General features: G+C 72.6%; 20 protein-coding genes. 12 read left to right on the top strand and 8 right to left on the bottom strand.

All coding sequences use genetic code 11. The features are described 5' to 3' along the window. The first annotated feature begins 26 nt into the window (after positions 1–26). The 3 genes from V2S66_RS05270 (at position 27) to V2S66_RS05260 (ending at position 1,258) form a co-directional block, all read left to right on the top strand. Positions 27–149: an SGM_5486 family transporter-associated protein gene (locus tag V2S66_RS05270; RefSeq protein WP_330793265.1), complete on the top strand. Its 123-nt coding sequence runs from the start codon at positions 27–29 to the stop codon at positions 147–149. A 198-nt stretch (positions 150–347) separates the two neighbouring features. Beyond that, a complete protein-coding gene (locus V2S66_RS05265; protein WP_330793591.1) occupies positions 348–599 on the top strand; it encodes a hypothetical protein in 252 nt (83 codons plus the stop codon). Between the two features lie 137 nt (positions 600–736). Continuing rightward, positions 737–1,258, top strand: coding sequence for a SixA phosphatase family protein (locus V2S66_RS05260; RefSeq protein WP_330793264.1), 522 nt, complete (start codon positions 737–739; stop codon positions 1,256–1,258). An 80-nt stretch (positions 1,259–1,338) separates the two neighbouring features. On the opposite strand, the gene serB is transcribed toward V2S66_RS05260, so the two are convergent. Next, positions 1,339–2,562, bottom strand: coding sequence for a phosphoserine phosphatase SerB (gene serB / locus V2S66_RS05255; protein WP_330793263.1), 1,224 nt, complete (start codon positions 2,560–2,562; stop codon positions 1,339–1,341). 228 nt (positions 2,563–2,790) lie between these two features. Between serB and V2S66_RS05250 the strand changes: the two genes are divergently transcribed. Then, a complete protein-coding gene (locus tag V2S66_RS05250; RefSeq protein WP_330793262.1) occupies positions 2,791–5,358 on the top strand; it encodes an FHA domain-containing protein in 2,568 nt (855 codons plus the stop codon). 135 nt (positions 5,359–5,493) lie between these two features. On the opposite strand, the gene V2S66_RS05245 is transcribed toward V2S66_RS05250, so the two are convergent. The 3 genes from V2S66_RS05245 to V2S66_RS05235 all read right to left on the bottom strand — a co-directional run bounded on the left by V2S66_RS05245 (position 5,494) and on the right by V2S66_RS05235 (position 8,464). Continuing rightward, positions 5,494–6,321: a transglycosylase SLT domain-containing protein gene (locus tag V2S66_RS05245; RefSeq protein ID WP_330793261.1), complete on the bottom strand. Its 828-nt coding sequence runs from the start codon at positions 6,319–6,321 to the stop codon at positions 5,494–5,496. Between the two features lie 290 nt (positions 6,322–6,611). Then, positions 6,612–7,703, bottom strand: coding sequence for an S-adenosylmethionine:tRNA ribosyltransferase-isomerase (locus V2S66_RS05240; RefSeq protein WP_413966298.1), 1,092 nt, complete (start codon positions 7,701–7,703; stop codon positions 6,612–6,614). After that, positions 7,700–8,464, bottom strand: coding sequence for an SDR family oxidoreductase (locus V2S66_RS05235; protein WP_330793260.1), 765 nt, complete (start codon positions 8,462–8,464; stop codon positions 7,700–7,702). Before V2S66_RS05235 ends, V2S66_RS05240 begins: the two co-directional genes overlap by 4 nt. A gap of 203 nt (positions 8,465–8,667) precedes the next feature. On the opposite strand from V2S66_RS05235, the gene V2S66_RS05230 reads away from it, so the two are divergent. Both V2S66_RS05230 and V2S66_RS05225 read left to right on the top strand, forming a co-directional pair. Further along, a complete protein-coding gene (locus tag V2S66_RS05230) occupies positions 8,668–9,819 on the top strand; it encodes a GAF domain-containing sensor histidine kinase (protein ID WP_330793259.1) in 1,152 nt (383 codons plus the stop codon). Next, positions 9,812–10,456, top strand: a complete 645-nt coding sequence (locus tag V2S66_RS05225; RefSeq protein ID WP_330793258.1) for a response regulator transcription factor — start codon at positions 9,812–9,814, stop codon at positions 10,454–10,456. Before V2S66_RS05230 ends, V2S66_RS05225 begins: the two co-directional genes overlap by 8 nt. Positions 10,457–10,548: 92 nt before the next feature. On the opposite strand, the gene V2S66_RS05220 is transcribed toward V2S66_RS05225, so the two are convergent. Then, positions 10,549–11,337, bottom strand: a complete 789-nt coding sequence (locus V2S66_RS05220) for a hypothetical protein (protein WP_330793257.1) — start codon at positions 11,335–11,337, stop codon at positions 10,549–10,551. Positions 11,338–11,460: 123 nt separating this feature from the next. Here V2S66_RS05220 and V2S66_RS05215 point away from each other — a divergent pair, with 123 nt between their 5' ends. From V2S66_RS05215 to V2S66_RS05200, 4 genes are all read left to right on the top strand, one after another. After that, positions 11,461–12,252: an ABC transporter ATP-binding protein gene (locus V2S66_RS05215; RefSeq protein WP_330793256.1), complete on the top strand. Its 792-nt coding sequence runs from the start codon at positions 11,461–11,463 to the stop codon at positions 12,250–12,252. A gap of 216 nt (positions 12,253–12,468) precedes the next feature. Further along, entirely contained in the window at positions 12,469–12,900 is a 432-nt protein-coding gene (locus tag V2S66_RS05210; RefSeq protein WP_330793563.1) for an NfeD family protein, read from the top strand. Positions 12,901–13,025: 125 nt separating this feature from the next. Next, positions 13,026–13,991, top strand: coding sequence for an SPFH domain-containing protein (locus tag V2S66_RS05205; protein ID WP_330793255.1), 966 nt, complete (start codon positions 13,026–13,028; stop codon positions 13,989–13,991). 97 nt (positions 13,992–14,088) lie between these two features. Further along, positions 14,089–14,856: a sulfite exporter TauE/SafE family protein gene (locus tag V2S66_RS05200; protein WP_330793254.1), complete on the top strand. Its 768-nt coding sequence runs from the start codon at positions 14,089–14,091 to the stop codon at positions 14,854–14,856. Between the two features lie 113 nt (positions 14,857–14,969). Here V2S66_RS05200 and V2S66_RS05195 read toward each other — a convergent pair whose 3' ends face one another. From V2S66_RS05195 to V2S66_RS05185, 3 genes are all read right to left on the bottom strand, one after another. Beyond that, positions 14,970–15,473, bottom strand: a complete 504-nt coding sequence (locus V2S66_RS05195; protein WP_330793253.1) for an HNH endonuclease — start codon at positions 15,471–15,473, stop codon at positions 14,970–14,972. A gap of 182 nt (positions 15,474–15,655) precedes the next feature. Next, a complete protein-coding gene (locus V2S66_RS05190) occupies positions 15,656–16,195 on the bottom strand; it encodes a YbhB/YbcL family Raf kinase inhibitor-like protein (RefSeq protein WP_330793252.1) in 540 nt (179 codons plus the stop codon). Between the two features lie 57 nt (positions 16,196–16,252). Beyond that, entirely contained in the window at positions 16,253–17,050 is a 798-nt protein-coding gene (locus V2S66_RS05185; RefSeq protein ID WP_330793251.1) for a sporulation protein, read from the bottom strand. A gap of 146 nt (positions 17,051–17,196) precedes the next feature. On the opposite strand from V2S66_RS05185, the gene V2S66_RS05180 reads away from it, so the two are divergent. Both V2S66_RS05180 and tyrS read left to right on the top strand, forming a co-directional pair. Continuing rightward, positions 17,197–17,832, top strand: a complete 636-nt coding sequence (locus tag V2S66_RS05180) for a DNA-3-methyladenine glycosylase (RefSeq protein WP_330793250.1) — start codon at positions 17,197–17,199, stop codon at positions 17,830–17,832. Between the two features lie 83 nt (positions 17,833–17,915). Beyond that, the gene (gene tyrS, locus V2S66_RS05175) at positions 17,916–19,190 is read left to right on the top strand and encodes a tyrosine--tRNA ligase (protein WP_330793249.1); all 1,275 of its coding nucleotides are present in this window, start codon (positions 17,916–17,918) and stop codon (positions 19,188–19,190) included. Positions 19,191–19,423: the final 233 nt, after the last annotated feature.

The raw sequence follows: 19,423 nt of genomic DNA, 5'->3' as shown, positions 1-19,423 counted from the left end.
CGCCCGCCCGGTGCGAGACTGAGCGCATGCCCGTACTCGAACCGAATCCCCCGCGGAGCCAGCGCCGCCTGCTGATCATCTTCGGACTGATGATGGGGGTGCCCGCGATCGTCGCGGTGGTGGCCACCATCGCCGCCCGGATGGGCTGAGCGCACAGCCGCCCCGAAGACCCGGGCGCCGACCCCGAGGCGGGGGTGGGGACAACCCCACCATCCCTAGGGGGTCAGGGTCAGGGTCGAGTGGGTGGACGACCGGATGGGACCGTCCGCACCGCACCCGTAGCGTCGAACCGCACCTGGAAGAGCAGGAACACGCAGTCCGACGGTTCACTCACGGAGGCGGTCACCGTGACCACGCAGTCCCCGCACCTCTACGCCCGGCAGCAGCAGGCCGCGCCCCGCACCGAGCCCGCGCGGAAGGCGGCCGGCGTGCAGACGCGGCTGCCGTGGTGGGCGGTGGCTCTGCCCGCGGCGGCCTTCGCCGCGCTCCTCACGCTGATCAGCGCGGGGTCGGCGGGCGCGGCCGCGCCCTCCGCCGGCGGCGACGCCTTCGGCGGGATCGCCTCCGTCATCGGCGCCCTGCTGCACCATCTGCTGTGACCTCGGGTCCGCTGTGACCGCGTTGCCGGCGCCGACCGCGGGCCCGCTGTGACGCGAGCTGCCGGGTGCGGCGCGGTTGTCCACAGGGCCTGGGCCATCCCGCGCCCGACCGCCGGGTTTCTGGAAAGCTGAAGGGCATGACCGTCGACTCCGCCCGCACCATCGTCCTGCTCAGGCACGCCAAGGCCGACTGGCCCGAGGTTCCGGACCACGAGCGGCCACTGGCCGACCGCGGCCGGCAGGACGCGCCCGCCGCCGGCCGCCGCTTCACCGACGACGGCATCACCCTCGACCTGGCCCTGTGCTCCACCGCCGCCCGCACCCGCGAGACCTGGAAGCTCGTCGCCCACGAGCTGCCGCACCGCCCCCGGACGGTCTACGAGGAGCGGCTGTACGAGGCCACTCTCGGCGACCTCATCGCGCTGCTCGGCGAGACCCCCGACGACGTCGGCTCGCTGCTGCTGGTCGGGCACAACCCCGGGGTGCACGCGCTGGCCGACGCGCTGGCCGGCTCGGCGGACGCGGACGCGCTGGCCCGGATGAAGCGCGCCGGATTCCCGACCGCGGCCTTCGCCGTGATCACCTTCTCCGGCTCCTGGAAGACCGTCGAGCACGGCGTCGGCCGGCTGACCGGATTCTGGGCGCCGCACGAGGCGTGAGGTCCATGCCCCCCACCGCGGCCGCCGCAGCCGGTGACGCCACCGCCGCCGCCCCCGGCGGCGCGGCGGTGGCACCCCGGTCAGGAGGTCGGCATGCCGTCCATCGCGTCGGCCGCCTCGATCTCCTCCCGGGTGATCCCCAGCAGGTAGAGCACGGTGTCGAGGAACGGCACGTTGACGGCGGTGTCCGCGGCCTGCCGTACCAGCGGCTTGGCGTTGAAGGCCACGCCGAGTCCGGCCGCGTTCAGCATGTCCAGGTCGTTGGCGCCGTCGCCGATCGCCACGGTCTGGCTCAGCGGCACCCCGGCCTGCGCGGCGAACTCCCGCAGCAGCCGCGCCTTGCCCGCGCGGTCCACGATCGGCCCGGTGACCTTGCCGGTCAGCTGCCCGTCCCGCACCTCCAGGGTGTTGGCGGCGGCGAAGTCCAGTCCGAGCCGCTCCTTCAGGTCGTCGGTGACCTGGGTGAAGCCGCCGGAGACCACGCCCACCTGGTAGCCGAGCCGCTTGAGCGTACGGATCAGGGTGCGGGCCCCGGGGGTCAGCCGCACCTCGGCGCGCACCTTGTCCACCACCGACGCGTCGAGCCCTTCGAGCAGCGCCACCCTGGCGTGCAGCGACTGCTCGAAGTCCAGCTCGCCGCGCATCGCCGCGGCCGTCACCTCGGCGACCTGCTCCTCGCACCCGGCGTGCGCGGCGAAGAGCTCGATCACCTCGTCCTGGATGACGGTGGAGTCCACGTCCATCACCACCAGGCGCTGGGCCCTGCGCTGCAGCCCGGACGGGACGACCGCGATGTCCACGTCGTGCACGGCGGCCGCCGGTGACAGCACCGAGCGCAGCACTCCCGGCTCGGCGCCCGAGACGGCGAACTCCACGGCGGTGACGGGGTACTTCGCCAGCCGGAAGACACGGTCGATGTTGCCGCCCGCGCCGGTGATCAGTGCCGCTATGGCCGCGGTGGACCGGGCGGTCAGCGGGCTGCCGAGCACCGTCACATGCGAACGGCCCTCACCGCGCGGCCGGTTGTCGCCGGTGCCGGAGATGATCTCGGCCTGGAGCTTCCGCTCCTCGGCCCAGCTGTGCACGGTGGAGCGCAGCGCACCCTCGGCGCCGCGCCCGGCGGGCGCGGTCACCAGCGCGCACAGCACGATCCTGCCGCGCGTCACGACCTGCTCGATGTCCACCACGTCCACCGTGAAGGCGGCCAGCACGTCGAAGAGGCCGGCGGTGATGCCGGGGCGGTCCTTGCCGAAGATCTTGACCAGGAGCGTGCGCGCGTCGGGCGCGGGCTCGGGGGGGCTCATGCGCTGCGGGGCGTCTTGCCGGGCGTCTTCCATGGTCCTCCCACGTTAACCGGCGTGCCGCGCGCGATCATCTCCGTCCCGCCCTCCGGACAGCGGGTCTGTCGCAGGGCCGGCACGGAACCCGCACACGAGGGTGCGTTCTGTTACCCGACCGGGGCCTGCGATAGTTCCCCCCGATGTTCGCTATACCTAGACTCCCCTCCATGGGGGACTACCGGGGGACGACCAATGGGGCTTGGGGTGCCTGAACTCGTACTTGAACTGAACGGACGAACCTGGCCGCTTGACGGATCACGGTCATACAGCCTGGGGCGGGACCCGCAGGGCGACCTGGTCCTGGAAGACCCGCGAGTGTCCTGGCGGCACGCCACCATCCGCTGCGGCGACCGCGGTTGGGTGATCGAGGACCTCGGCAGCACGAACGGCACCTTCGCGCAGGGACGGCGGGTCCAGCAGACCGAGCTGGGGGCCGGTTCCGCGGTCTACCTCGGCAACGCCACGGACGGTCCCCGGCTGCACTTCACCGCGGCGCGGACGGCGCCCGCCGCCACGCCGCCGCAGCAGCCCGCGTACCAGCAGCCGGCGCCGCAGCCCGTGCCCGCGCAGCAGGCGTACGCGCCGGCCCCGGCCCACCAGCCGCAGGCGTACGCGCACCAGGCCGCCGCTCCCGCCCAGGCCCAGGCCGCGGCCCCGGTGGCGCCGCCGCAGCAGCCCGCCGCCGGCTGGGGGCAGCCGCCGCAGCCGTCCGCCCAGCAGCCCGGCGCCGGCGCGCCCGGCTACGGCGACCGCAGCCCGACCACCTTCCACCAGCTCGCGCTCGGCCGGGTGATGCGGATCGGCCGCGCGCGGGAGAACGAACTGGTCGTCTCCGACCTCCAGGTCTCGCGCTACCACGCCGAGTTCAGGGCGCACCCCGACGGCCGCTACGAGATCGTCGACCTCGGCAGCCACAACGGCACGTACGTCAACGGCCAGGCGATCCAGCGGCACCTGCTGGGACCGAACGACATCGTCGGCGTCGGCCACTCGACCTTCCGGCTGGTCGGCGACCGGCTGGAGGAGTTCGTCGACACCGGCGACGTCTCCTTCTCGGCCCGCCGGCTGTCGGTCACCGTGCCGCACGGCAAGGGCACCAAGCAGATCCTCAGGGATGTCTCCTTCGGCGTCCCGGAGAAGTCGCTGATCGGCGTGATCGGCCCGTCGGGCTCCGGCAAGTCCACGCTGCTGCGCGCGCTGACCGGATACCGCCCGGCCGACCAGGGCGAGGTGCTGTACGACAACCGCGACCTGTACAAGCAGTTCGCCGAGCTGCGCCAGCGCATCGGCCTGGTCCCGCAGGACGACATCCTGCACAAGGAGCTGCACGTCAGGACCGCGCTGCGGTACGCGGCCAAGCTCCGGTTCCCCGGTGACACCGCGACCGCCGAGCGCGAGGCGCGGATCAACGAGGTGCTCCGCGAGCTGAAGCTCGACATCCACGCGGACAAGCGGATCACCTCGCTGTCCGGCGGCCAGCGCAAGCGCGTGTCGGTCGCGCTCGAACTGCTCACCAAGCCGTCGCTGATCTTCCTGGACGAGCCGACCTCCGGCCTCGACCCGGGCATGGACCGCGACGTGATGAAGCTGCTGCGCGGACTGGCCGACGACGGACGCACCGTGCTGGTCGTCACGCACTCCGTCGCCGAACTGGCGCTGTGCGACAAGCTGCTGGTCATGGCACCCGGCGGCGCCGTCGCGTACTTCGGGCCGCCGGACGAGGCGCTCGCCTTCTTCGGCTACGAGACCTGGGCGGACGTCTTCTCCGCGTTCGAGAACTACCGCGACTACGACTGGTCGGGCCGCTGGCGCGGTTCGCAGCACTACCAGACGTACGCGGCCGAGCTGGACGCGGCGGGCCCGCAGCAGGCGCACTACATCCCGCAGCAGGCCGCGCGGCCGACGAAGCCGCAGAGCTGGGGCTCCCAGCTGTTCACCCTGGTCCGCCGCTACCTGTCGGTGATCATCTCGGACAAGGGCTTCATCGGCCTGATGGTGATCCTGCCCGCGGTCCTCGGCATCGTCTCGGTGCTGATCCCGGCGGACAGCGGCCTCGGCTACGGCCCGGTCAAGAACCACCTGCAGAACAAGGACGCGGGAACGATCCTGCTGATCCTGGCGGTCGGCGCGTGCTTCGCGGGCGCCGCGAACTCGGTCCGCGAGCTGATCAAGGAGCGGGTGATCTACGAGCGGGAACGCGCGGTGGGCCTGTCCCGCTCCGCGTACCTGATGTCCAAGATCATCGTGCTGGGCCTGATCACCGCGCTGCAGGGCGCCATCATCAGCGGCATCGGCTTCGCGCCGCGCAAGATGCCTCCCGAGGGCGTGGTGCTGACCGCGCACCCCGGGGTCGAGATGGCGCTGGTGATCATGGCGCTGGGATTCACCTCGATGATGGTCGGCCTGATCATCTCGGCGCTGGTGAAGACCGCCGAGAAGACCATGCCGCTGCTGGTCATGTTCGCCATCGTGCAGGTGGTCTTCACCGGTGTGCTCTTCCAGCTGTACAGCAAGCCCGGAGTCGAGCAGCTCGCCTGGCTGATGCCCTCGCGCTGGGCGGTCGCCGGGGCCGGCACCACCGCCGACCTGAACACGCTGCTGCCCTGGGACCCCACCCACCAGTCGGTCGACCCGCTGTGGAAGCACACCGCGACCGCCTGGACGCTCGACATGGTGGTGCTGCTGGTGATCGGCGTGCTGTGCGGCTTCGTGGTCGCGCGGCTGCTGCGCCGGCACGAGCCGGAGGTCATGCGCAAGTAGCGCCGCGCGGCGGTGCGTTCCGGCCGCCGCCGGGACGGCGCGACGCGGGACGGCGGAATTCCGCGGACGGGAAAGGGCGGTGGGACTTCACGAGTCCCACCGCCCTTTCCCGTCGGCTCCGTTGCCGCGGGTGCGTCAGTACGCGGAGTACACGTTGTCCATGGTTCCGTAGACGTGGTACGCGTAGTTGCACGCGGCGGTGATGTTCGCGACCGGGTCGTAGATGTTCCACGACGTGCCGTCGACGTGGTAGGTCTGGAAGGTCGGGTTGATCACCTGGAGGAGTCCCTTGGAGGGGATTCCGTTCTGGGCGTTGATGTCCCACAGGTTGATGGCGTTCGGATTTCCGCTGGACTCACGGATGATGTTCCGGTAAATGCCGTTGTAGCTGCCGGGAATGTTGTGCTTGGCCATGACCGCCATGGACTCGCGGATCCAGCCGTCCAGGTTGTTCGCGTACGTGACGGTGGGCGCGGGGGCGGGCTTGGGGGTCGCGGCGGCGGCGCGGGCGCGGGCCAGCGCGGCGCGGTGCTCGGAGCGGTTCGCGGCCGCCCTCTCCCGGGCGCGCTCGGCGGCCGCCGCGGCCGCGCGCCTGTGCGCCGCCTGGGCGGCGGCCTTCCTCTTCGCGGCGGCCTCGGCGGCCGCCTTCTTCTTCGCCGCGGCCTGGGCGGCGGCCTTCTTCTTGGCGGCCACGGCGTCCGCGGCCTTCTTCTTCTGCGCGGCGATCTGGTCGGAGATCGCCTTCTGCGACGCCATGCCGGACTTCGCGTCCAGGCTCTTGACGTGGTCGCCGGTGGAGACCGAGTAGCCGGTCGGGTCGCCGACGGCGACCGCGGAGGACCCACCGGTCGCCTGCAGACCGGTGACCGTCAGGACGACAGCGGCCGCGGCGGCGGCACCGGCGGCGGTGATCTTGTGCTTCCTGGACAGTCGGCCGATCTTCGGGATCGTGGGGAGCTGCATGCGGATTTACCTCTTCCGTTTGCGGACCTGAGAATTCATAGAGGCTCCGAAAACGCGGGGTCAACGCGATGCCCTACGACCTTCCGTCGTAGATGAGCAGGAAAGCAGTGCCCGATGCGCCCTTTCCGTGGGCGGCGCCCGGATGCGATATCACTAAGCCCGTTAGTATGTGACGCACGTCCTATAGGTGAGGTCACACGGCCGCACCCCCCGGATCGCCGATGGTGATCAGAGGGGTGCTTTATGTGATGCTTATTCCCGGCGTCGCGGTGGCCCGGCCGCTGGCTTTCTCAGGGGAGCAGCAGATTGACGTCCCCGAACTCGTGCCACAGGTAGCGCCCGCGCAGCGCCTCGGCGTACACCGCCTCCAGCAGCCGGTCGCCGGACACTGCCCGCAGCATCAGCAGGTGCGAGGCCTCCGGCTCGTGCAGTCCTGTCAGCAGGCCGTCCACCGCCCGCACCCCGCGCCCGGGGGTGACCACCAGCTCGGTCCAGCCCCGCGCGGGCCGCACTCTGCCGTGCCGGTCCGCCGCCGACTCCAGCGCCCGCACCGCGGTGGTGCCCACCGCCACCACCCGCCCGCCGGCCGCCCGCGCCGCGTTCACCTGCCACGCGGTGGCAGCCGGCACCTCGTACGGCTCCGCGTACGGCGGCTCGTGCGCCTCGGCCGAGGCGACCCCGGTGTGCAGCACGATCGGCGCGATCTGCACCCCCCGGCTGACCAGCTCCGTCACCATCGCCGCGGTGAACGGCCGGGCCGCGCTCGGCATCTCCGCCGAGCCCGTCCCGTCGGGGGACGCCGTGGCGAAGACCGTCTGGTACGCCGCCAGCGGCTGGTCGCGCTCGGTGTAGGAGTAGCGGATCGGGCGGCCGTGGCGCGCCATCAGCGCCGGCGGATCGATCCCGTACGGGCGGGCGATCCACAGCCGGTCGCCGCGCGGGTCCAGCGGCTCCTCCAGCACCAGCCGGCCGCCCTCCGGCGTCGCCACCGCGCCGCCCTGCGGGCCGCCCGGCCTGCGCACCGTCGACCCGTGCCCGTCCGGGCGGCGGACCTCCACCACCCAGCGGCCGTCGTCCCTGCGGGTGGAGAAGTGCACGACGACGTCCTCGCCGGCCAGCCGCCCGTCGACCGCCGCGGGGAGGGTGCGCGAGGTGTTCACCACCAGCACGTCGCCGGCCCGCAGCAGGCGGGGCAGCTCGGTGAAGGCGTGGTGGGTGACCTCGTCCGCGGCCTGCCGGCCGACCAGCAGCCGGACCGCGTCGCGGCGGGGGGCCGGCGCTGCGGCCACCAGTTCCGGCGGCAGCCGCAGGCCGCCCAGACCTGCGGAACCCACCCTGGCGGCCTCGTCGTCGCAGGTGGGGCACGTGACCACCGCGCTCATCGGACCCCCGCCCGGTCCGCCGCCGCGGCAGCCGGAGACGCCACCTGAGCCGCAGCCGTCCGCGCGACGTAGCGCCCGCTCGGCGCCCGCTCGTCCAGCAGCCGCAGGAAGGACGGCGCGACCTCCTCGGGCAGCGCCCGCTCCCCGAAGTCGGGATCGTCGGGCACCGCCGCCGCGTACAGCCCGGTGCGCAGGTCGCCCGGGTCCACCCACCACACCCGGATGTCCGGCTCCTCCTCCGCGAGCACCGCCGACAACTGGTCGAGGGCCGCCTTGGCGGCGCCGTACCCTCCCCACGTGGGGTACGCCTCCACCGCCGCGTCCGAGCTGACGTTCAGCACCGCGCCGCCGGCCGCACGCAGCGCCGGCAGCACCGCGCGCACCAGGGCGAACGGCGCCGTCACGTTGGTCTCCAGCGCCTCGCGCAGCCCGGCCACCGGCAGCTCCGCCAGCGGCACGAGCGGTTCGGCGCCCAGCGCGCTCGCGTTGTTCACCAGCACGTCGACGCCGCCCAGCGCCAGCGCGGCCGCCACCAGCTCCTCCCGGTGCGCCGGGTCGGTGACGCTGCCCGGCACCGCTCTCACCCGCACCCCCGGCGCGCCCCGCTGCGACCGCGCGTCCCGCTCCAGTCGCGCCGCGGCCTCCCGCAGCGCCTCCGCGTCCCTGCCGTCGAGCACCAGGTCGTAACCCCGCCCGGCCAGCTCGGCGGCCAGCGCCCGGCCCAGACCGCGGGACGCCCCGGTGATGATCGCCACCGTCATGATCGGCTCTCCGTTCCACCGGCCCGGCACCCGTACCGGACCACCTGGCCCCACCGTAGGAACGGCCGCACCGGCGGCGCCTCGGCCGTGCGCCGCAGGCGGTGCGGGCACTTGGCCCTACGCCCGGTCGTAGGGCCGATGTCCGAGGACGGTCCGTCCGGCGCCGCATACGGGCCGTCACCCCTCCCCGGTACGGTGGGAGCATGTCCACCCGGGCGCCGCGAGGCGGAATCGAAGCGGTCAGCGCCGCGCTCCTGGCGATGAACCGCCGGCTGGAGGTGCGCGAGGTGCTCCAGACCATCGTGGCCTCCGCGCGTGAGCTGCTCGGCGCCGAGTACGCCGCGCTCGGCGTGCCGGACGACCACGGCGGCTTCGCCCAGTTCGTGGTCGACGGCGTCAGCGACGAGCAGTGGAAGGCCATCGGCCCGCTGCCGCGCCAGCACGGCGTACTGGCCGCGATGCTGCACGAGGCCACCCCGCAGCGCCTCGACGACGTCCGCGACTTCGAGAGCTTCGCGGGCTGGCCGCGCGCGCACCCGGTGATGAAGGACTTCATCGGCATGCCGGTCGCGGACGGCGAGGAGATCCTCGGCGCGGTCTTCCTGGCGAACAAGACCTGCGTGCGGCAGCCCGAGGGCGCCGGCGGCTTCACCCAGGAGGACGAGGACCTGCTGCGCATCCTCGCCGACCACGCCGCGATCGCCCTCACCAACGCCCGCCTCTACGAGCGCAGCCGGGAGCTGACCCTGGCCGGCGAGCGGGCCAGGATCGCCCACGAACTGCACGACGCGGTCTCCCAGAAGCTCTTCTCGCTCCGGCTGACCGCCCAGGCCGCGGGCGCCCTCGTCGACCAGCACCCGGAGCGCGCCAAGGAGGAGCTGCGGCAGGTCGCCGCGCTCGCCGCGGAGGCGGCCGACGAACTGCGGGCCGTCGTCGTCGAACTGCGGCCCGCCGCGCTCGACGAGGACGGCCTGATCGCCACCCTGCGCACCCAGGCCGAGGTGCTGGACCGGGCGCACTCCGCGGACGTCACCTTCCACGCCGTCCAGGTGCGCGCGCTGCCCGCCTCCCAGGAGGAGGCGGTGCTGCGGGTCGCCCAGGAGGCGATGCACAACGCCCTGCGGCACGCCCACGCGGGCACCGTCGCCGTCACCCTCGAAGGCCGCGGCAAGGCCGCCAGGCTGCGGGTGCGCGACGACGGCCGCGGCTTCGACCCGACCGCCGTCCGGCGCGCGGGCCGGCACCTCGGCCTGGTGTCCATGCGGGACAGGGCCGCAGGGGTGGGCGGCAGCCTCGCCGTGCAATCGGAGCCCGGCAAGGGCACCGTCATCGAGATGGAGGTCCCCGGTGGCTGAGCAAGTGATCCGCGTGCTGCTGGTCGACGACCACCAGGTGGTGCGCCGCGGCCTGCGGACGTTCCTTGAGGTGCAGGGCGACATCGAGGTCGTCGGTGAGGCCGCCGAAGGCGCGGAGGGCGTGCGGCTGGCCGAGGAGCTGCGGCCCGACGTGATCCTGATGGACGTCAAGATGCCCGGCACCGACGGCATCGAGGCGCTGCGGCTGCTGCGCGACGCGCAGAACCCGGCGCGGGTCCTCGTGGTGACCAGCTTCACCGAACAGCGCACCGTCGTGCCGGCGCTGCGGGCCGGCGCCGCCGGATACGTCTACAAGGACGTCGACCCGGTCGCGCTCGCCGACGCGATCCGCTCGGTGCACGCGGGGCACGTCCTGCTGCAGCCCGAGGTGGCGGACGTCCTGCTCGCACAGGAGCAGGACACCCACTCCACCGGCCGCGGCAACGCGCTCACCGACCGCGAGCGCGAGGTGCTGGCGCTCATCGCGGACGGCCGCTCCAACCGGGAGATCGCGCGGGCGCTGGTGCTGTCGGAGAAGACGGTGAAGACGCACGTCTCCAACATCCTGATGAAGCTCGACCTCGCCGACCGCACCCAGGCCGCACTGTGGGCGGTCCGCAACGGCGCCGCCTCCTGATCCCGAGTGGCCCGCGCCCCCTGATCCCCCAGTGACCCGGCCCACCGGCTCCGGCAGGGGCCGCCGCCGCGACCGTCGCCACCCGCGCACGCTCAGGGCCGCCCGCGCTCCCGCTCCTCCACGTAGGCGTTGTACGCCGCGACCTGCGCGCGGCGCGCGGTGCGCTCCACCGGGCGCAGCAGCTCCGCGCGGGCGGCGATCTGCGACGCGCTGACCGCGCCGCCGGGGCCGTCCGCCGCGATGTCCACGAGCGCGGCGACGCGCTGCGCCAGCGCCAGCACCCGCACCGCGCGCGGCGGATACCCCGGCGCGAGCACCTCGCGGCCGCGCTCGGTCCGCGCCCGGTACGCCTCCAGCGCCGCCTGCGCGGCCGGCCCCGCGCCCGCCACGTCCAGGCGCGCCAGCGCCTCGGTGGCGTCCCGCAGCGCCTCCGCGAGCTCCCGCTCCGCCTCGCCCAGCGAGGGGACGTCGGCCGGCGGCGCGTCCCGTACCGGCAGGCACTGCCACTCCACGTCGACGTGCACGTCACCGGCCGGGCCGGCCTCGTGCACCTCGGGCACCAGGCCGAGCGAGGCGTCTCCCACCGTGAGCACCGCCTGCCCGGCCGCCATCGCTAGGGCGTTGAACTCCGGCGGGCCGCTCAGCCCGAGCGGGTGCCCGGCCACCGGCAGCGCCAGCCGCAGCCCGGTCACCCCCAGCGCCCGCAGCCTGCCGAGTCCGAGCGTCAGACCCACCGGGGCGTGCTCGCCCGGCAGCCCCGAGATCCGGTGCACGGCGTCGTCCGCCGTGATCCGCTGCGCGACGTCGTCCGGTGAGACAAGTCCGGCAAGCAGCGCATTTCCCCATGCCACCAGCCGTCCTGAACGAGGTTCATCAAGCATGCCCCCAGCCTATGGACTGGACCCGTCGTGCGGTGGCGTAAGTTTTCCCCCGGGGTTCCTTCCGGCCCGTGCCGACCCCGGCGCACCGGACATGCCGAGACTGCAATGGGAGACAACGCGCTCATGAGCGATGTACTGGAGCTGGTGGCCGTATCCGTGGTCCGCGACGGACGCGCTCTGGTCGAGCAGGTCTCGTGGTCCGTCGCCGAGGGGGAGCGCTGGGTCATTCTCGGCCCCAACGGCGCCGGCAAGACCACCCTGCTCAACGTCGCCTCCAGCTACCTCTTCCCCACCACGGGCACCGTCCAGGTGCTCGGCGACAAGCTCGGCCAGGTCGACGTCTTCGACCTGCGCCCGCGCATCGGCATGGCAGGCGCCGCGATGGCCGAGAAGATGCCCCGCCGGCAGACCGTCCTGCAGACCGTGCTCACCGCCGCCTACGGCATGACGGCGACCTGGCGCGAGGACTACGAGCAGGTCGACGAGGACCGGGCGCGGGCCTTCCTCGACCGGCTCGGCATGAACGACTTCCTGGACCGCAGGTTCGGCACGCTCTCCGAGGGCGAGCGCAAGCGCACCCTGATCGCGCGCGCGATGATGTCCGACCCCGAGTTGCTGCTGCTCGACGAGCCCGCGGCCGGCCTCGACCTCGGCGGCCGCGAGGACCTGGTCCGCCGGCTCGGCCGGCTCGCCCGCGACCCCATCGCGCCCTCCATGATCATGGTCACCCACCATGTCGAGGAGATCGCCCCCGGCTTCACCCACGTCCTGATGATCCGCCAGGGCAGGGTCGTCGCCGCCGGCCCGATCGGCACTGAGCTGACCTCCCGCAACCTCTCGGTCTGCTTCGGCCTGCCGCTGGTGGTCGAGCGCCGCGGCGACCGCTGGACCGCCACCGGACTTCCGCTGTCCTGACCCGCGTTCCCGATCCGCGTCCCTCGTCCCCGTCGCGGGTCGCGCGGCCCGCGCCTTGAGCCCCGCGTCCTGAGCCCCGAACGCCGCCCGGCGTCCCGCGGCGCCGCCCGTGCGCCGCCCCGCGCCCCCGGCCGCCGCGCGCGTGCGCCCCCCGAACCCCCCGCGTTGTCCACAAGTCCGCTGTGGACTGCCGCAACCACCCCTGACACGCCTACGATTGACCACGTGGACGCATGGGTGTGGTGGCTGATAGCGGCAGTGGGACTCGGCATTCCCCTGGTGATCACGGCGATGCCCGAATTCGGGATGTTCGCCGTCGGAGCCGTGGCCGGCGCGGCCGCGGCCGGAATGGGCGGCGGCATCGTCGCCCAGGTCGTCACCTTCGTGGTGGTGTCGGTCGCGCTGCTGGTGTTCGTGCGGCCGCTCGCCTACCGCAACCGCCAGCGCCCCGAGCAGCGCAGCGGCGTCGACGCGCTCAAGGGCAAGCAGGCCGTGGTGCTGGAACGGGTCGACGGAGGCTCGGGCGGCCGGATCAAACTGGGCGGCGAGGTGTGGTCGGCCAGATCCCTGGAGAGCGGCCAGAGCTTCGACCCCGGACAGCAAGTCGACGTGGTGGAGATCGACGGGGCGACCGCGGTCGTCATGTAGGGAGCAGCCAACGGTCCGCCCGGGGCCGGGACTTCGCCGAACCCGCCCGCGGCGCACCTGCGGTCTGCGACAATTGATCATGTCCCGCAGGGGACACATCCGGATCGACCGGCGCGGGAGCGGCCATGCAGCCCATCATCATCGTCCTGATCATCCTGGTGGTGCTCGTCTTCATCGCGCTGATCAAGACGGTGCAGGTGATCCCGCAGGCCAGCGCAGCCATCGTCGAGCGCTTCGGCCGGTACACCAGGACCCTCAGCGCGGGACTGAACATCGTCGTCCCGTTCATCGACACCATCCGCAACCGGATCGACCTGCGCGAGCAGGTCGTCCCGTTCCCGCCGCAGCCGGTGATCACCCAGGACAACCTGGTCGTGAACATCGACACCGTCATCTACTACCAGGTGACCGACGCGCGGGCCGCGACCTACGAAGTCGCCTCCTACATCCAGGCGATCGAGCAGCTCACCGTCACCACGCTGCGCAACATCATCGGCGGCATGGACCTGGAACGCACCCTCACCTCCCGCGAGGAGATCAACGCGGCGCTGCGGGGCGTGCTGGACGAGGCCACCGGCAAGTGGGGCATCCGCGTCAACCGCGTCGAGCTGAAGGCGATCGAACCGCCCACCTCCATCCAGGACTCGATGGAGAAGCAGATGCGCGCCGACCGTGACAAGCGCGCCGCGATCCTCACCGCCGAGGGCATCAGGCAGTCCCAGATCCTCACCGCAGAGGGCGAGAAGCAGTCCTCGATCCTGCGCGCCGAGGGCGACGCCAAGGCCGCCGCGCTGCGCGCCGAGGGCGAGGCCCAGGCGATCCGCACCGTCTTCGAGTCGATCCACGCCGGCGACCCCGACCAGAAGCTGCTCGCGTACCAGTACCTGCAGATGCTGCCGAAGATCGCCGAGGGCGACGCCAACAAGCTCTGGATCATCCCGAGCGAGCTCAACGACGCGCTCAAGGGCCTCGGCGGCTTCGTCAACATACCGGGCGTCTCCGGCAACGGCGGCGGCAACGGCGGCGGCAACGGAGGCGGCGCCACCACCCCCGCGCCACGCCGCGAGTCCCCGCACTTCGACAAGGACTGAAGGCCCCCGCGGGCCCTGCTCCGGGCTGTGACATGATCGCTGCGCACCCCCCGACCCGACCGGCGGGGAGGATGCGCAGCGACCATGGAGATTCCCTATGTCCCCTGCAGAAGCCCTGGCCGTCTTCGCGGCCGGAGTCGGGGCGGGCACCATCAACACCATCGTCGGCTCGGGCACGCTGATCACCTTCCCCGTGCTGCTCGCCGTCGGCCTGCCGCCCGTCACCGCGAACGTGTCCAACTCGCTCGGGCTGGTCCCCGGCTCCGTGACCGGTGCGGTGGGCTACCGCCGTGAACTCGCCGGCCAGCGCCCCCGGCTCCTCCGCCTCGGCGCGGTCTGCCTGGTCGGCGGCGCCTGCGGAGCCGTCCTGCTGGTGACGCTGCCCTCCAAGGCGTTCGACGCGATCGTGCCCGCGCTGATCGCCGTCGCCCTCGTCCTCGTCGTGCTGCAGCCCCGGCTCTCCCGCGCCGTCCAGGCCCGCAGGGACCGCACCGGCGCCACCGCCCCCACCCACGGCGGCCCGGCGCTCATGGCCGGCATGTTCCTCGCCAGCATGTACGGGGGCTACTTCGGCGCCGCCCAGGGCGTCCTCTACCTCTCCCTGATGGGCCTGCTGCTCGACGACACCCTCCAGCGGATCAACGGGCTGAAGAACGTGCTGGCCGCGACGGTCAACGGCATCGCCGCGCTCTTCTTCGTCATCGTCGCCCACATGGACTGGGCGGCCGTCGCCCTGATCGCCTGCGGCGCGACCGTCGGCGGCCTGATCGGCGCCCGCGTCGGCCGCCGCCTGCCGCCTGCCGCCCTGCGCGGCCTTATCGTGGTCGTCGGGATCGCGGCCATCGTGCAACTCGTCCTCAGATGACGAAGGGACCGGCGGGGCGGGACCGATCGGCCCCGCCCCGCCGGTCCCACCGCTCTCCTCCGGTCCTGCCGTTCACGCCGTCCCACACCAGGTGAGGCCGTGCCACGCCGTCGTCACGCCGGGAGCGCCAGCCACTGCGGCAGCTCCGCCCGCTCCCGCACGCCCAGCGCCAGCAGCAGCGCGTCCGCCGGAGTCGGCTCGAACGGCCGCACCAGCAGCCGCATCCCCGCCTGCTCGGGCGTACGGTCGGCCTTGCGCTGGTTGTCCTCCGCGCACGCCGCCACCGTGTTCAGCCAGGTGTCGCCACCGCCCCGCGACCGCGGCTGCACATGGTCCACCGTCGTCGCCCTGCGCCCGCAGTACGCGCAGCGGTGCCGGTCGCGCACCAGCACACCGCGCCGCGACCACGGCGCCCGTTGTCGGAACGGCACCCGCACGTACCGGCACAGCCGGATCACCTGCGGCAGCGGGACGTCCACGTCCGCCGCACGGATCCGCAGCCCGGGATGCGCCTGCTCCACGACGGCCTTGTCCTGCATCACCAGGACCACCGCCCGCCGCAGCGACACCGTCGACAGCGGCTCGAAGCTCGCATTCAACACCAGCGTGTCCCGCATCTCCGCCCACCTCCCGGGCCCGGTCCGCCCCCCTCGGGCGAAGTGGCACCACTGTGCCCCCGGCCACCTTGGTGGACAACGGAATTTCCCCCGGAAGGCCGGCAGGTGAGCGCCGCCGGAGCAGACGGCGAAGGGCGGGCGAAGAACCGGAGCCGGCGCCGCGCCCGCCCTTCGCCGCCCGCTCAGCCCTCTGCGGGCGTCTCGTGGACGCCGATCAGCTGGGCGCGGGCCTGCGCGTGGAAGCGCAGGTTGAAGCCGACCACCGCGGGGGAGGTGTCCGCGTCCGCGTCCAGCTTCTCCACGTCCACCGCGTACACCGTGAAGACGTAGCGGTGCGGCCCGTCACCGGGAGGCGGCGCGGCGCCGCCGAAGTCACGCGTCCCGTAGTCGTTGCGGACCTGCACCGCGCCGGCCGGCAGCCCCGCGAAGTCCCCGGAGCCCGCACCGCGCGGCAGCTCCGTCACCGAGGCCGGGATGTCGAACACCGACCAGTGCCAGAAACCGCTGCCCGTCGGCGCGTCCGGGTCGTAGCAGGACACCGCGAAGCTCTTCGTCCCGGCGGGGAAGCCCTCCCAGCGCAGATGCGGCGAGAGGTTCCCGCCCGCGTACACCTGGTCGTCCTTCAGCGCCGCGCCCTCGGACACGTCGTCGCTCACCACAGTGAACGGCGGCACGGGCGGATGGAAGTCGTGGGGGAGCGGCCGCCGCGTCTGCTCGGACACCTCGGTACCTCGATCCTGATCGTCTTCGTGCTCTCTGATCACCCCGAGCCTAGAACCCTAGAACCAGTTCCGCCGACCGCCCACCTCGGCGAGCCACTGGTGCAGATACCCCGCCCAGTCGGTCTGGTCGAAGGTCCGCAGACCCACCGTGAACGAGCGGTACGTGTCGCTGCCCACGCTGAACAGACCCGGCTTCTTGTCCAGCTCCAGCACGACGTCCATCTCGTCGCCGTCCGCGACGAACGTCAGCTCGACCTGGCTCAGCCCCCGGTACAGACCCGGCGGCCGGAACTCGATCTCCTGGTAGAACGGCAGCCGCTGCCGGGTGTGGTGGATGGCGCCCTTCTCCAGATCGGCGCTGCGGAAGGCGAAGCCCAGCTGCCCGAAGGCGTCCAGCAGCGCCTGCTGGGCCGGCAGCGGATGGACGTGCACCGCGTCGAGATCCCCCTTGTCCACCGCACGGGCGATCTGCAGCTCCGTCGTCACCCCCACGTTCATCCCGGTCAGCTGCCGCCCCAGGAACATCGTCACCGGCGTCTCCCACGGCACCTGAAGCGTGAACGGCACGTCGTGCACCGCGCCCGCGGCGATCTCGAACGCCCCGCCCACCTGCTCGCGGTGGAACTCCACGTCCTGGTGGTACTCGGTCTCGTTGCCGTGCGCGTCCCTGCGCTCCACCTCGACCCGCGCCTGAAGCCCCACCGCCAGGCCCTCGATCCGCTGCTCGACGGAACCGCCCTGGATCCGCACCGAACCCTGGACCAATCCGCCCGGCGTCACATCGGTCTGCGCCAGCTCGGTCTCCACCGACGCCCCGCCGGCCCCCAGGCTCGCCAGCAGCTTCTTGAACCCCATCCGTCCACCCTTCCATGCCAGCCACACGCGACCGCGCTCAGCGAACTCTACGAACGCAGAGCGCAGCCGTCCGGTTCCACGCCGTGCGGTGCGGCGCCCTGCCGTCTCCCCGGCCGCGCGGAGCCGTTCCACTAGGCTCCCGCACTGTGATCACCGCACCCGAACGGAGCCCGCTCGCCCGCTCCTTCTTCGACCGGCCGGTCCTGCAGATCGCCCCCGACCTGCTCGGCCGCACCCTGGTGCGCGGCACCGCCCAGGGCCCGATCGACCTGCGGATCACCGAGGTCGAGGCGTACGACGGCCCCAACGACCCCGGCTCGCACGCCTACCGCGGGCGCACCGACCGCAACGCCGTCATGTTCGGCCCGCCCGGCCACATCTACGTCTACTTCACCTACGGCATGTGGCACTGCCTCAACCTGGTGTGCGGACCCGAGGGCCGGCCCAGCGGAATCCTGCTGCGAGGCGGCGAGATCACCGCCGGCGCCGACCTCGCCCGCGTCCACCGCCCCACCTCCCGCAAGGACAGCGACCTCGCCCAGGGCCCGGCGCGGCTGGCCACCGCGCTGTCGGTCACCCGCGAGCTCAACGGCGCCGACGCCTGCGCGGACGGCGGCCCGTTCCGCGTGCTCACCGGCGCCCCGCCCGCACCCGGCACGGTCCGCAGCGGGCCCCGCACCGGCGTCGGCGGCGAGGGCGCCGCCCATCCGTGGCGGTACTGGATCGACGGCGATCCGACCGTCAGCCCCTACCGCGCCCACGTGCCGCGCAAGCGCGGATAGCGAAGAATGCAGTGGCCGCGACCCCGTACCCTCGGACACGCTGCACCGAAGGCAGAAAGCCGACCCAAGGAGACACGGACACCGTGACGGACATCGTCGACGAGCTGCGGTGGCGGGGCGTCCTCGCCCAGACCACCGACGAGGAAGCCCTGCGCAAGGCGCTCGCGGACGGTCCCCTCACCCTCTATTGCGGCTTCGACCCGACCGCGAAGAGCCTCCACGTCGGCCACCTCACCCAGATCCTCGCGCTCCGCCGCTTCCAGCTCGCCGGCCACCGGCCGATCGCCCTCGTCGGCGGCGCCACCGGACTGATCGGCGACCCGAAGCCCAGCGCGGAACGGGTGCTCAACGACGTCGAGACCGTGCAGGCCTGGGTCAACGCGCTGCGCGGCCAGCTCGCCGCCTTCCTGGACTTCGACACCCCGGGCCCCACCCAGGCGGTGATGGCCGACAACTACGAGTGGACCCAGGGGCTGTCCGCTCTCGCGCTGCTCCGCGACATCGGCAAGCACTTCAGCGTCAACCAGATGCTCGCCAGGGACACGGTCAGGACCCGCCTCGACGGAGAGGGGATGAGCTACACCGAGTTCAGCTACGTCATCCTCCAGTCCCTGGACTTCCTGGAGCTGTACCGCTCGCACGGCTGCACCCTGCAGATCGGCGGCAGCGACCAGTGGGGCAACATCACCGCCGGCCTCGACCTGATCCGGCGCGTCGCGGGCAACCAGCCGCACGGCCCCGCGCACGCCCTCACCCAGAACCTCCTCACCAAGGCGGACGGCACCAAGTTCGGCAAGACCGAGGGCGGCGCCGTCTGGCTCGACCCCGAGCTGACCACGCCCTACGCCTTCTACCAGTTCTGGCTGAACGCCGACGACCGCGACATCCCGCGCTACCTGCGCACCTTCAGCTTCAAGAGCCGCGAGGAGATCGAGGAGCTGGAGCAGGCCACCGCGGAGCGCCCGCAGGCGCGGGCCGGCCAGCGGGCCCTCGCGGAGGAGCTCACCACGCTCGTCCACGGGGCCGGCCAGTGCGCCGCGGTCATCGCCGCGTCCAGGGCGCTTTTCGGCCAGGGGGAGCTGGCCGAGCTGGACGAGCAGACCCTGACCGCCGCGCTGAGCGAACTGCCCGTCGCGCAGGTCACCGAACTCGCCCCGATCGCCGACCTGCTGGCCCTGGTCGACCTGGTCCCGAGCAAGTCCGCCGCACGTCGCACCATCAAAGAGGGTGGCGCCTACCTCAACAACACCAAGGTCGAGAGCGAGGACGCGGTACCGACCGCCGGCGACCTGATCCACGGCCGCTGGCTGGTGCTGCGGCGCGGCAAGCGCAACCTGGGAGCAGTCCAACTGGCCTGAAACGGCTGGAAATTCACGTTTGAGCGGCGGCCGAGCTTGACTCGGCCGCCGCTCGTGCGTAATGTAGTCCGAGCCGCTGAAACGGTGGGACGTGATCACCACCACGAACCGCCGGCCGAGCGGCCACCCACTAGTCCACGTCTCCCGATCACCGGGTTGTTTTTTGGTGCGCCAAAATTCAATTCGATGAAGCCGATTATGAATCGGGCGGAAGAACGAGTACAGTGGGAAAC

Origin of the sequence: Actinacidiphila polyblastidii, from assembly GCF_036353415.1 — a bacterium.
Classification (GTDB): domain Bacteria; phylum Actinomycetota; class Actinomycetes; order Streptomycetales; family Streptomycetaceae; genus Actinacidiphila; species Actinacidiphila polyblastidii.
The sequence above is the reverse complement of the archived record's forward strand: the minus strand, read 5'-3'. Positions and strand labels throughout refer to the sequence as shown.

What these genes read in the sequence shown, in the direction of transcription:
- V2S66_RS05215 (WP_330793256.1), top strand. Translation starts at nt 11,461, where the DNA reads ATGAGCGATGTACTGGAGCTGGTGGCCGTATCCGTGGTCCGCGACGGA.
- V2S66_RS05235 (WP_330793260.1), bottom strand. Translation starts at nt 8,464, where the DNA reads ATGACGGTGGCGATCATCACCGGGGCGTCCCGCGGTCTGGGCCGGGCG.
- V2S66_RS05240 (WP_413966298.1), bottom strand. Translation starts at nt 7,703, where the DNA reads ATGAGCGCGGTGGTCACGTGCCCCACCTGCGACGACGAGGCCGCCAGG.
- V2S66_RS05270 (WP_330793265.1), top strand. Translation starts at nt 27, where the DNA reads ATGCCCGTACTCGAACCGAATCCCCCGCGGAGCCAGCGCCGCCTGCTG.
- V2S66_RS05185 (WP_330793251.1), bottom strand. Translation starts at nt 17,050, where the DNA reads ATGGGGTTCAAGAAGCTGCTGGCGAGCCTGGGGGCCGGCGGGGCGTCG.
- V2S66_RS05220 (WP_330793257.1), bottom strand. Translation starts at nt 11,337, where the DNA reads ATGCTTGATGAACCTCGTTCAGGACGGCTGGTGGCATGGGGAAATGCG.
- V2S66_RS05250 (WP_330793262.1), top strand. Translation starts at nt 2,791, where the DNA reads ATGGGGCTTGGGGTGCCTGAACTCGTACTTGAACTGAACGGACGAACC.
- V2S66_RS05200 (WP_330793254.1), top strand. Translation starts at nt 14,089, where the DNA reads ATGTCCCCTGCAGAAGCCCTGGCCGTCTTCGCGGCCGGAGTCGGGGCG.
- V2S66_RS05245 (WP_330793261.1), bottom strand. Translation starts at nt 6,321, where the DNA reads ATGCAGCTCCCCACGATCCCGAAGATCGGCCGACTGTCCAGGAAGCAC.
- V2S66_RS05205 (WP_330793255.1), top strand. Translation starts at nt 13,026, where the DNA reads ATGCAGCCCATCATCATCGTCCTGATCATCCTGGTGGTGCTCGTCTTC.
- V2S66_RS05230 (WP_330793259.1), top strand. Translation starts at nt 8,668, where the DNA reads ATGTCCACCCGGGCGCCGCGAGGCGGAATCGAAGCGGTCAGCGCCGCG.
- V2S66_RS05260 (WP_330793264.1), top strand. Translation starts at nt 737, where the DNA reads ATGACCGTCGACTCCGCCCGCACCATCGTCCTGCTCAGGCACGCCAAG.
- serB (WP_330793263.1), bottom strand. Translation starts at nt 2,562, where the DNA reads ATGAGCCCCCCCGAGCCCGCGCCCGACGCGCGCACGCTCCTGGTCAAG.
- V2S66_RS05195 (WP_330793253.1), bottom strand. Translation starts at nt 15,473, where the DNA reads ATGCGGGACACGCTGGTGTTGAATGCGAGCTTCGAGCCGCTGTCGACG.